The sequence below is a fragment of the uncultured Granulicatella sp. genome, assembly GCF_938030755.1.
Classification (GTDB): domain Bacteria; phylum Bacillota; class Bacilli; order Lactobacillales; family Aerococcaceae; genus Granulicatella.
The window spans coordinates 17586-29581 of sequence record NZ_CALHIF010000008.1 but is presented as its reverse complement, the minus strand read 5'-3'; the positions used below and the strand labels follow the sequence as shown (position 1 = coordinate 29581).

The window sequence follows — 11996 nt, the reverse complement described above, 5'->3', positions numbered from 1 at the left end:
GGAAACGACATTGTAGGTGTTTCGTACGGGCTAATGACAGAATGAGGTGCTTCTTAAAGTCACGTGCTGTGAAATTTTGTTTTGCAAAATAATAGGAAGTTGTTTATTTATCCAATCTGGTGAAGAAAGACAGAGCAGCACACTTTTTCTACCTTATAAGAATGCAAAGAGGCTCGGGAGGGGACATGGGATTCTATAATAGTAGTAATAGGGGCTGGCACTAAAAGCGAATTAGCGGGAGTTAGGAAGGGTTCCTTACTCCCGCTTTGAGTTTTAGAGGTGAGAGACTTCGGCTCGAACCGGTGCCCTATTACAGCTATTATGAAGAAATCCCATGTTCCACAAAGCGAACCTCCTTCGCTCTTTAAAAGTACAGAAAAGTTGAATTGTTCGTGGTATGTGTTCACAGAGGTGAGGATATCATGTATACTAGAACAGGTGATTATTTTGGAAAAACAAAATTTTATAACGACGGGGCATATTAATCGTGTAATTTTAACGATTGCGACTCCGCTAATGATAAACAATCTAATTCGGACTTTATACAATTTGACGGATGGATTATATGTGGCGCAACTGTCAGCAGAAGATTTTGCGGCAACAGCGTTTATTTGGCCGTTGAATTTTTTATTTATTTCTCTTGGAATGGGGATAAGCGTTGGAGCAACTGCACTCATTGCTCAATATTTTGGAGCAGGAAAGTTCAGAGATGCCAAACGTTATGCGGGAAATGCGATGATTTTAACGTATTTCTTTGGATTCATATTATCGGTGATTGGATATTTCTTAGCACCTCTATTCGTGGAATGGATGGGGGCAGAGGGCACTTTTTTAGCAAAATCTGTATCGTATTTGAAAATTAACTTCATTGGACTATTCTTTGATTTTTGCTACTTTGGCTATCAGTCCTTGCTAAATGCACAAGGAAGAACACGCACGATTACAATGATTAGTGCGGCTTCTTCAATTTCAAATGTAATTCTAGATCCTATTTTCATTTTTGCAACCATTCCTTTTGTTGGACTCACCGGGTTAAACTGGGGGATTGAAGGAGCAGGATGGGCAACGATCATTGCTAAAGCGTTGTTACTAGTGCTTGCCATTCGTGCGGTTCGTAAGGAATCGGAAATTCAAATCTATTTGAAACACGTCAAAGTGGATAAAGAAGTGATGAAAGAGATTCTTAAAGTCGCATGGCCATCTGCATTTGGGTATGGAGGAGCGGCATTAGGATTCACAGTTTTAAATGGACTCATTCAGTCTTATGGAACGTCAGTACTGGCTGCGTACTCGATGGTAAACCGCATCTCGGATTTACTGACGCAACCACAGATGGGAATCGGGGCGGCGCTAACAGCCATTATCGGACAAAATATGGGGGCAGGGCTTTATGACCGTGCGCATGCCATCTTTAGACGAGCATTACTATGGGTGCTGATGATTTCAACAGTCGGCTGTGTGGTTGTCTTCTTCTTCCAATCTCCTATTCTTGGAATCTTTATTAAAGACAGAAGCGATGCCGTTCTTTGGGCGAATGCCGTTGAGTATTTAAACTATACCGCCTTTATTATTTTCTTCATGGGCTTATTTTCAGCGTACAACGGATTCTTCCAAGGATGTGGCGTGACGAAATACTCTATGAATATGTCAGTTGGACGACTATGGGTCTTGCGCCTGCCGATTATTTGGGTGCTCGGAGCCTTTACAGCACTCGGGGCAACCGGTGTATGGATTGCGATGTTATTGTCAAATGCATTAACGGTTCTTTATGGACATATCGTCTATAAGACAAAAGATTGGAGTACATTACATTATGCGAAAGGAGAGCAAACGTGATTAAAGATTTTATTCATTATTACAAACCATATAAGAAGTTATTCTTACTCGATTTTACCTGTGCGGTGATTGTGGCCATTCTCGAGCTTGCCTTTCCAGTAATGGTGAGAAGTGTTATCGATAAGATTGTACCGTCTCAAAATTTACAACAAATTCTACTCGTGGGAGCTGGATTACTTGCGCTGTATGCCTTCTCGACAACTTTGAACTTTATTGTCGTGTACATGGGGCATATTTTAGGGATTAATATTGAAACGGATATGCGCCGTGAGTTGTTCGCGAAGGTTCAAAAACAATCCTTCTCGTTCTTTGATAATATGAAAATTGGGGAATTGATGAGCCGCTTGTCGAGTGATTTATTCGATATTAGCGAATTAGCGCACCATGGGCCAGAAGAATTTTTTATTGCAATTATGACCTTAATAGGTTCATTCTTCTTAATGTATCAAGTCCATCCAACGCTTGCGCTATTGACGATATTCTTCGTTCCGATTATTGCGGTGACACTTGCGGTATTTAATCGTCGCATGTCGAGTATTAATCGAAATATCTACAAGGGATTAGCCAACTATACGGCTGGTCTAGAAAATGTACTGAGCGGAATGCGTGTAGTGAAGGCTTTTGCGAACGAAAACCACGAGCAACAACTCTTTGAAGAGCTTATTCAAGAGTATCGTTCGAATAAAATTGCGTTTTATCGCACGATGGGAACAAGCAGTAGTTTCAACTACTTATTGATGCGCAGCATTAATCTTTTTAGTTTAATCGTAGGGGCTTACTTCACGGTCATGGGGGATTTAACAGCTGGAGAATTGGTCGGCTACATATTACTGTCTAATGTCTTTGTGGGACCGATTAATAAGATGAATTCGATGATTGAACTGTATCCAAAAGGATTTGCGGGATTTCGTCGTTTCAAAGAATTAATGAATATCGAAATCGATATTGAAGACGCACCCGATGCCATTCCTGCACCAGCGTTTGAAGGACGTGTGGAATATAAAAATGTAGGGTTTGGATATGAAGACGATAAGAAAGTATTGGAACACATCAACTTAACGGTGGAACCAGGGCAGACCGTTGCCTTCGTTGGACCAAGTGGAGTTGGGAAGACAACGCTCGTGAACTTATTGCCTCGTTTCTATGATTTAAAAGAAGGGGAAATCTTGATTGATGGAACCAATATCAATCGTTTCACTTTACAGTCTCTTCGCCGTCAAATTGGGATCGTGCAACAAGATGTGTTCCTCTTTAATGGAACCATCCGCGAAAATGTATTGTATGGTAGACTCGATGCGACAGATGAGGAAGTAGACCGTGCCATCGAGCAAGCGAAACTGAAAGAAGTCATTGAAGATTTAGAAGATGGAGTGGATACACATATCGGAGAACGCGGTGTGAAATTGTCAGGCGGGCAAAAGCAACGCCTCTCCATTGCTCGTATTTTCTTGAAAAATCCTTCTATTTTAATTTTGGACGAAGCAACGAGCGCCCTCGATACGCAAACGGAGAAGTTTATTCAACAATCATTTGACGAGTTGGCAAAAGGCAGAACGACCTTTATTATTGCTCACCGTCTGGCTACGATTAAAAATGCAGACCGTATTATTGTCGTTACAGAAGATGGACTGACAGAAGACGGTACGCATGAAGAATTGCTTGCACAAAACGGTGCGTATGCAGCTTTATACAAAGCACAATTTAAATAGTAGAAAAATGCGGAGTAAGAATTCGTTTCTTGCTCCGTATTTGTTTGAGCCTTTTTGAATTTACCGCAAACTATGATACAATGACCCAGAGAAAACTTAAGGAGAACGTTGATGAGTATTTTAAATGTAGAAAAATTAACACACGGATTCGGCGAAAGAGCCATCTTCAATGATGTGAGCTTCCGTCTATTAAAAGGGGAACACATCGGGCTTGTTGGGGCCAATGGTGAAGGGAAATCCACCTTCATGAATATCGTTACAGGTCAATTACAACCCGATGAAGGGAAAATAGAGTGGTCTAAAAATGTAAAGGTGGGATACTTAGACCAACATACCGTCCTTGAACCAGGGATGACCGTTCGCAGTGTCCTTCAAAAAGCTTTCGACGATTTATTTGTCGCAGAAGCGCGTATCAATGAATTGTATATGGCAATGGGAGACGCAAACGAAGACGAGATGAACGCGATGCTGGAAGAAGTGGGCGAGTTGCAAGAGCGACTAGATAGCCATGACTTCTATATTCTGGATGCTAAAATCGATGAAGTAGCGCGTGCATTAGGCGTTGCAGCATTTGGGATGGATAGCGATGTGAGTGAACTCAGTGGTGGGCAACGTACAAAAGTGTTGCTGGCAAAACTATTATTAGAAAAACCAGACATTTTATTACTCGACGAGCCAACAAACTATCTAGACGCAGAGCATATCGAATGGTTGAAACGCTACTTACAAGAATACGAAAATGCATTTATCCTGATTTCGCATGATATTCCATTCTTAAACAGTGTCGTCAACTTGATTTACCATATGGACAATCAAGAGTTGAACCGTTATGTTGGAGACTATGATCAGTTCCAAGAAGTGTATGCGATGAAGAAAGCGCAACTAGAAGCGGCGTATAACCGCCAGCAAAAAGAGATTGCGGACTTGAAGGATTTCGTGAACCGTAATAAGGCGCGCGTGGCTACACGTAATATGGCGATGTCTCGTCAGAAGAAGCTGGATAAGATGGAAGTTATCGAGTTAGCGAGTGAGAAGCCAAAACCAAAATTCGACTTCAAGACTTCAAGAGCTCCTGGTCGTTACATTTTCCAAGCCGAAGATTTAGTGATTGGATACGACCGTCCATTAACAGGACATATTAATCTTGAAATGGAACGTGGCCAAAAGATTGCGATTGTCGGTGCAAATGGTATCGGGAAAACGACACTCTTGAAGAGCTTATTAGGGATTATTAAGCCATTGAACGGAAAAGTAACGCGTGGGGACTATATCGACCTTGGGTATTTCGAACAAGAAACGCCAAAAGGAAATCGTAAGACCGCCTTAGAAGAAATCTGGGATACTTTCCCATCGATGACACAACCAGAAGTACGTGCAGCGCTCGCTCGTTGCGGATTAACCAGTAAGCATATCGAGAGCCAAGTGCAAGTCTTAAGTGGGGGAGAACAAGCAAAAGTTCGCTTCTGTAAATTGATGAATGAAGAGTCAAACGTGCTCGTACTCGACGAACCGACAAACCACTTAGACGTTGATGCCAAAGATGAGCTCAAACGTGCATTAAAAGAATATAAAGGAAGTATATTAATGGTGTGTCACGAACCTGAATTTTATGAAGGATTAGCGACAGATATCTGGGATTTTTCAAAATTCGCATAAAAATTAAATTCTTCACTTTTAGGGAAGAAAGTTGATACAACCTCTTATAAAGCAGGACTTGAATTTAGTTCAAGTTCTGCTTTTTGTGCATCAAAAAACGCTACAAAACAATGTTTGTAGCGTGGAGTATATTGTAAGCCGCCTAGGGGAGTCGAACCCCTGTTATGAGAACCGGAATCTCATGTGATATCCACTACACTAAGGCGACGTTCTTTTCTAAGTGTATCTAATTTTATAAAACTGTGCAAGTTTTGGAAAAAATCAGAGTATAAAGGAGAAATAGTCTAATTCGTTTATTTTTAAAAGAGATCAAAAAAGTATAAGAAGAGAGCAACATTACCATATATGGTAATTACCAAATATGGTAATGTTTAAGTGGGAGGGAAAATTATGAAAATAGAACATCAGATTGACCTAAGAACGTTAGAGTATGTGGATAGTAGACCGTATAAAGAAAAGGTGAAAATGCTTGCTGCTCTTAAACTGTTGGATAAGGAAGGATTAAGTCCTGCGATACTCGAAATGTGGGGAAATAAATCGCAGACTGAATTGAATATTCCAGTTGTATATACTAAAGAGGAGGCTTTAAAAAATGGATCAAAATCTGAAGCGTTCGATAGCAGGCTTGTCATTCGATTGGGAGAACTACGAAAAAGACTTAGATTTAGATTTCACTCTAAAAGAAATGGCAGTAAGGATTACAGAGTTGAGACTTGTGTCCGGACTCTCACGTACCGAATTTGCAGAAAAGGTTGGGATAAAACCAGCTCATTTGTCACGGTTAGTTTCAGGACACCATAATCCCTCAATTTTATTCTTAGAAGAGATGGCACAAAAAGTCGGAGCACATATGGAAATTTCTTTTGTGATGGATGACGGAGAAACTTGCCATGAAAAGCTTAATAAACAAATAGGGACAAAATAAGTCCCTTTGTATCGTAAAACTTAACCAAATTGTAATCTGAGGGCGGTTGCATTTCTTGTATTTTATGTTAAAATATAAATGTGTTCAGAAATATGGATTCAAAGATACCGGAAATAAGCGGGACGATATTCGGCCCTATCTGGAGATGATTGGAGGAAGGCTTCGATGAATTATCTTAATCTATCTCATCTATTGGTTCCAGAAAGCAGAATCGTTCTTCAAACGCGTTTTCGTATCTTACAAGCTATTGCAACCTATCAACCCATTGGACGTAGGGCGCTTGCAAAAGTGGTCCAAATGTCTGAGAGAACACTTCGTAATGAATGTGAGGCGATGAAGAAATTAGACCTCATTGAAGTGCAAGGCTCAGGAATGCATCTTACGGAAATTGGCGAATTTATATTAGAACGTTCGGATGATTTAAAAAACAACTTTATTCAGATGAGTCTGGTGGAACATAAGGTGGCTAAAACCTTAGGCGTTCAGTATGTAAAAGTTGTAGATGATCCGGCAAAAACATCTGAGTTGGTACAAGAGATTATGGATGTGCTTTTACCGCTTGGAACTTCCATTATTGCCATCACGGGTGGTCAAACGATGGTCCGCGTCAGCGAAGGATTCACAAAAGAGATTTCAGTGAACCGAGACCTAACGATTGTTCCTGCAAGAGGGGGAATGTTTGGTTCGATGCTGATTCAGGCGAATAATGTCAGTGAAAAAATGGCGACTGGAATTGGTGCCCATCATGAAGCGCTCTTTGTTCCAGAACATGTCCAACAAGCAACTTATACGCCCCTAATGCAAGAACCTTCCGTCGCAAAGACGATTGGCCTCATGAAAAAGGCGGAGTGTTTGTTATATAGCGTTGGAAGTGCTATTATTATGGGAGAGAGACGTGGCCTCTCAGAAGAACAAATGGCTACGTTAAAAGAGAAGAAAGCAATTGGTGAAGCGTTCGGTTGTTTCTTCGATGCAGAAGGAAATGTGGTGTTAAAAATCCCACGAGTAGGACTGCATCTTAGTGATTTATCTACGATTCCACATTCGATTGCCGTTGTGGAAGGCGAAGAGAAGGCAGCTGCTTTAAAAGCATATGCTAAATTAGCTCCTGTAGATCGCACCTGGTTTGTGATTGATAAGGAGACGTCAGAGTTGGTTTTGAACGGGGTAACCCGCAAAAAATAAAATAAAAATTCCTAGGAGGAAAAACTATATGACAGTTAAAGTTGGTATTAACGGTTTCGGACGTATCGGTCGTTTAGCATTCCGTCGTATTCAAGATGTGGAAGGATTAGAAGTTGTTGCAATCAATGACTTAACAGACGCTAAGCAATTAGCTCACTTGTTAAAATATGATTCAACTCAAGGACGCTTCAACGGTGAAGTTGAAGTGTTAGATGGAGCTTTCCGCGTAAACGGTAAAGAAGTTAAAGTACTTGCTAACCGTAATCCTGAAGAATTACCATGGGGTGAACTAGGCGTTGATATCGTATTAGAATGTACTGGTTTCTTCACTTCTAAAGAAAAAGCTGAATTACACTTAAAAGGTGGCGCTAAACGCGTTGTTATCTCTGCTCCTGGTGGAAATGATGTTCCTACTGTTGTATTCAACACAAACCACAATATTTTAACAGGTAAAGAAACTGTTATCTCTGGTGCTTCATGTACTACAAACTGCTTAGCTCCAATGGCTAAAGCGTTAAACGATAAATTCGGTATTGTTGAAGGTTTAATGACAACAATCCACGGTTACACTGGTGACCAAAACACATTAGACGCACCTCACGCTAAAGGTGACTTACGTCGTGCTCGTGCTGCAGCAGTGAACATCGTTCCTAACACAACAGGTGCTGCTAAAGCTATCGGATTAGTAATCCCAGAATTAAACGGAAAATTAGACGGAGCTGCACAACGTGTTCCTGTTCCAACAGGTTCATTAACTGAATTAGTAACAGTTTTAGAAAAAACAGTTACTGCTGAAGAAATCAACGCAGCTATGAAAGAATTAGCTAACGAATCTTACGGTTACACTGAAGATCCAATCGTTTCTTCTGATATCGTAGGTATCACTTACGGTTCATTATTCGATGCAACTCAAACTAAAGTAATGACTGTAGGCGACAAACAATTAGTTAAAACTGTTGCTTGGTACGATAACGAAATGTCATACACTGCACAATTAGTTCGTACTTTACAATACTTCGCAAAACTATAATTTAAACTATAGATTTAGCTAATCGTATCTATTTTCTCAGGGCGATGGAAGCATTCGCTTCCTCGCCCTGTTTTCATAATGTGAGTAATGCACTCGCTCCAAATAAAAATGTAGGAGGCTATTTTATGGCTAAAAAAATCGTTACAGACTTACAAGTTGAAGGCAAGAAAGTTTTAGTTCGTGTGGACTTTAACGTACCTTTGAAAGATGGCGTGATTACAGACGACAACCGTATCGTTCAAGCATTGCCAACAATTAAGTACTTAGTTGACCACAATGCGAAAGTGATTTTATTCTCTCACTTAGGTAAAGTGAAATCAGAAGAAGACAAAGCTAAATTGAGCTTACGTCCAGTTGCAGAACGCTTATCTGAGTTATTAGAAAAACCAGTTACTTTCGTTCCAGAAACTCGTGGAGAAAAGTTAGAAGCTGCTATTAATGCACTTAAAGAAGGCGATGTTTTATTATTCGAAAATACTCGTTTCGAAGATTTAGATGGTAAAAAAGAATCTAAAAACGACCCTGAATTAGGTAAATATTGGGCTTCTTTAGGCGATTTATTTGTTAACGATGCATTCGGTACAGCTCACCGTGCGCACGCTTCAAACGTTGGTATTGCTAGTCAATTAGAATCAGCTGCTGGATTCTTGATGGAAAAAGAAATCAAGTTTATCGGTGGTGCAGTTGATAACCCAGAACGTCCATTTGTAGCAATCTTAGGTGGAGCGAAAGTTTCAGATAAGATTGGGGTTATCAACAGCTTATTAGACAAAGCGGATAAAGTTCTTATCGGTGGGGGAATGGCTTACACATTCTACAAAGCAATGGGACGAGAAGTGGGTCTTTCATTATTAGAAGTAGACCGCGTTGAATTAGCAAAAGAAATTATGGAAAAAGCTGGTGACAAATTAGTGTTACCAATCGATAATGTTGTCGCTAAAGAATTCTCTAATGATGCAGTAGCTACAATCGTTGCTTCAGATGCGATTCCAGCAGACCAAGAAGGGTTAGATATCGGACCTAAGACAGTTGAATTATTTGCAAGCTACTTAAAAGATGCAAAAACTGTTGTATGGAATGGACCAATGGGTGTATTCGAGTTACCAAACTTTGCTAAAGGAACAATCGGTGTATGTGAAGCGATTGCGAACCTTGAAGGCGCAACTACAATTATCGGTGGTGGGGACTCAGCAGCAGCTGCAATCTCATTAGGATACGCTGACAAATTCACTCACATTTCAACAGGTGGTGGAGCTTCTCTAGAATATCTAGAAGGTAAAGAACTACCAGGTGTTGCTGCTATCAGTGATAAATAATTTTAAACATTTAAAAGGAGATGTTGTGTATATGCGTAAACCAATTATTGCCGGAAACTGGAAAATGAATAAAAACCCAAAAGAAACTCAAGCTTTTGTGGAAGCTGTTGTTGGTAAATTACCTTCAGGCGAACGTGTAGAAAGTGCTATTGCTGCTCCTGCAGTGGACTTAGTTACTTTATTAGAATATGCGAAAGGTTCAGAATTAAAAGTAGCTGCTGAAAACTGCTACTTCGAAGATGCTGGTGCTTTCACTGGTGAAACTTCACCTAAAGTATTAGCTGAAATGGGCGTGCACTACGTAGTGATTGGTCACTCTGAACGTCGTGAATATTTCCACGAAACTGACGAAGATATCAACAAAAAAGCACATGCAATTTTCAGAAACGGCTTAACACCAATCATTTGTTGTGGTGAAACGTTAGAAACTTACGAAGCAGGAAAAGCTTCAGAATTCGTAGGCGGACAAGTTTCTGCAGCATTGAAAGGTTTATCAAACGAGCAAGTATCATCATTAGTCATTGCTTATGAACCAATCTGGGCTATCGGAACTGGTAAATCAGCATCTCAAGATGACGCTCAAAAAATGTGTAAGGTAGTTCGTGACGTAGTAGCAGCTGACTTCGGTCAAGAAGTTGCTGACAAAGTTCGCGTACAATACGGTGGATCTGTAAAACCAGAAAACATTGCTGAATACATGGCTTGTCCAGATGTGGACGGAGCTCTTGTAGGTGGAGCAAGCTTACAACCAGATTCATTCTTAGCTTTATTGGAGGCAGTAAAATAATGGCAAAATCACCAGTTGCAATCATTATCTTAGATGGTTTCGGATGGAGACCAGAAGTTGAAGGTAATGCCGTTGCACAAGCAAAAAAACCAAATTTTGATCGTTATTATAACGAATTCCCTCATACAACATTAAAAGCTTCTGGATTAGATGTAGGTCTGCCAGATGGACAAATGGGGAACTCAGAAGTAGGTCATACAAATATCGGTGCTGGACGTATCGTTTACCAAAGCTTAACTCGTATCGACAAAGCGATTTTAGATGGTGAATTTGAAACAAACCCAGCATTAAATGGTGCGTTTAATCATGTGAAAGAAAATGGCTCTGCATTACACTTGTTCGGATTATTATCTGATGGTGGGGTACACAGCCACATCAACCATTTATTAGCATTAGTGGAAACAGCTAAAGCAAAAGGAATCGACAAAGTGTACATTCATGCATTTATGGATGGACGTGACGTAGACCCTAAAGCTGGTCCTTCTTACATCAAAACATTAGAAGATAAATTAGCTGAAGTAGGCGTTGGAGAAATCGCAACAGTGTCAGGTCGTTACTATGCAATGGACCGTGACAAACGTTGGGAACGTGTGAAATTAGCTTATGATGCAATCGCGCATAGCGAAGGACCTCAATTCGAAAGCGCACAAGCAGTTATTGAAGATAGTTATGCTAAAGACGTTACAGATGAATTCGTTATTCCATCAGTAATCGTTAAAGATGGTAAACCAGTGGCAAAAGTAGAAGACAATGATGCCATCATCTTCTTCAACTTCCGTCCTGACCGTGCAATTCAATTATCAAATGCGTTCACTGATAAAGAGTGGACAAACTTTGACCGTGGTGCACGTGCTACAAACGTTAAATTTGTGACAATGACTTTATATAACCCAAGCGTGGATGCAGAAGTAGCATTTCCACCAATCCCAATGACAAACGTTCTTGGTGAAGTGTTATCTAAAGCTGGTCTTGCACAATTACGTATTGCTGAAACTGAAAAATATCCACACGTAACATTCTTCATGAATGGTGGACGTAACGAAGAATTCCCTGGCGAAAATCGTATTTTAATTCCTTCTCCAAAGGTTGCAACTTACGACTTGAAACCAGAAATGAGTGCTTACGAAGTAGGAGATGCATTATACAACTCAATCATCAATGATGAAAATGATGCGATCATCTTAAACTTCGCTAACCCTGACATGGTAGGACACTCAGGAATGTTAGAACCAACTATCAAAGCGATTGAAGCAGTGGACGAAAACTTAGGTAAAGTTGTTGATGTCATCCTTGAAAAAGGCGGTAGCGCAATTATCTTTGCAGACCACGGTAACTCAGAAACTATGATTACACCAGAAGGAACACCACATACTGCACATACAACAGTGCCAGTACCTGTGATTGTGACTAAGAAAGGAATCACATTGCGTGAGGGTGGACGTTTAGCAGACGTTGCTCCAACAATGCTTGATCTTTTAAATGTTGAAAAACCAGCAGAAATGACTGGAGAAACATTGATCGAAAAATAAAGAAAACCTTAGGAATTCTTGAA

9 protein-coding genes and 1 tRNA gene are annotated in these 11996 nt (G+C 40.3%); 9 read left to right on the top strand and 1 reads right to left on the bottom strand.

Features of this window, described 5'->3' with window-relative positions; all coding sequences use genetic code 11:
- Positions 1-438: 438 nt before the first annotated feature.
- The 3 genes from Q0594_RS00550 to Q0594_RS00540 all read left to right on the top strand — a co-directional run bounded on the left by Q0594_RS00550 (position 439) and on the right by Q0594_RS00540 (position 5201).
- A complete protein-coding gene (locus tag Q0594_RS00550) occupies positions 439-1836 on the top strand; it encodes an MATE family efflux transporter (protein WP_366518779.1) in 1398 nt (465 codons plus the stop codon).
- Positions 1833-3545, top strand: a complete 1713-nt coding sequence (locus tag Q0594_RS00545; RefSeq protein ID WP_298729070.1) for an ABC transporter ATP-binding protein — start codon at positions 1833-1835, stop codon at positions 3543-3545. The genes Q0594_RS00550 and Q0594_RS00545 overlap by 4 nt, the downstream gene beginning before the upstream one ends.
- Positions 3546-3656: 111 nt before the next feature.
- Positions 3657-5201: an ABC-F family ATP-binding cassette domain-containing protein gene (locus tag Q0594_RS00540; RefSeq protein WP_298729069.1), complete on the top strand. Its 1545-nt coding sequence runs from the start codon at positions 3657-3659 to the stop codon at positions 5199-5201.
- Positions 5202-5337: 136 nt separating this feature from the next.
- Here the strand turns inward: Q0594_RS00540 and Q0594_RS00535 are convergent.
- Positions 5338-5409, bottom strand: a tRNA-Arg gene (locus Q0594_RS00535).
- A gap of 384 nt (positions 5410-5793) precedes the next feature.
- Between Q0594_RS00535 and Q0594_RS00530 the strand changes: the two genes are divergently transcribed.
- The 6 genes from Q0594_RS00530 (at position 5794) to gpmI (ending at position 11973) form a co-directional block, all read left to right on the top strand.
- A complete protein-coding gene (locus Q0594_RS00530; RefSeq protein ID WP_298729068.1) occupies positions 5794-6126 on the top strand; it encodes a helix-turn-helix transcriptional regulator in 333 nt (110 codons plus the stop codon).
- Between the two features lie 165 nt (positions 6127-6291).
- Complete coding sequence (locus Q0594_RS00525; RefSeq protein ID WP_298729067.1) at positions 6292-7311, top strand: sugar-binding domain-containing protein; 1020 nt, start codon at positions 6292-6294, stop codon at positions 7309-7311.
- A 28-nt stretch (positions 7312-7339) separates the two neighbouring features.
- Positions 7340-8341 carry a type I glyceraldehyde-3-phosphate dehydrogenase gene (gene gap / locus Q0594_RS00520; RefSeq protein WP_298729066.1) on the top strand — a complete coding sequence of 334 codons (1002 nt, stop codon included), beginning with the start codon at positions 7340-7342 and terminating at the stop codon, positions 8339-8341.
- Positions 8342-8466: 125 nt separating this feature from the next.
- Entirely contained in the window at positions 8467-9657 is a 1191-nt protein-coding gene (locus tag Q0594_RS00515) for a phosphoglycerate kinase (RefSeq protein ID WP_298729065.1), read from the top strand.
- Positions 9658-9688: 31 nt separating this feature from the next.
- Complete coding sequence (tpiA, locus tag Q0594_RS00510; RefSeq protein WP_005607135.1) at positions 9689-10444, top strand: triose-phosphate isomerase; 756 nt, start codon at positions 9689-9691, stop codon at positions 10442-10444.
- Complete coding sequence (gene gpmI, locus Q0594_RS00505; RefSeq protein WP_298729064.1) at positions 10444-11973, top strand: 2,3-bisphosphoglycerate-independent phosphoglycerate mutase; 1530 nt, start codon at positions 10444-10446, stop codon at positions 11971-11973. The genes tpiA and gpmI overlap by 1 nt, the downstream gene beginning before the upstream one ends.
- Positions 11974-11996: the final 23 nt, after the last annotated feature.

Coding starts and splice junctions, on each gene's coding strand:
- Q0594_RS00540 (WP_298729069.1), top strand. CDS start 3,657: ATGAGTATTTTAAATGTAGAAAAATTAACACACGGATTCGGCGAAAGA.
- Q0594_RS00530 (WP_298729068.1), top strand. CDS start 5,794: ATGGATCAAAATCTGAAGCGTTCGATAGCAGGCTTGTCATTCGATTGG.
- Q0594_RS00525 (WP_298729067.1), top strand. CDS start 6,292: ATGAATTATCTTAATCTATCTCATCTATTGGTTCCAGAAAGCAGAATC.
- gap (WP_298729066.1), top strand. CDS start 7,340: ATGACAGTTAAAGTTGGTATTAACGGTTTCGGACGTATCGGTCGTTTA.
- Q0594_RS00515 (WP_298729065.1), top strand. CDS start 8,467: ATGGCTAAAAAAATCGTTACAGACTTACAAGTTGAAGGCAAGAAAGTT.
- tpiA (WP_005607135.1), top strand. CDS start 9,689: ATGCGTAAACCAATTATTGCCGGAAACTGGAAAATGAATAAAAACCCA.
- gpmI (WP_298729064.1), top strand. CDS start 10,444: ATGGCAAAATCACCAGTTGCAATCATTATCTTAGATGGTTTCGGATGG.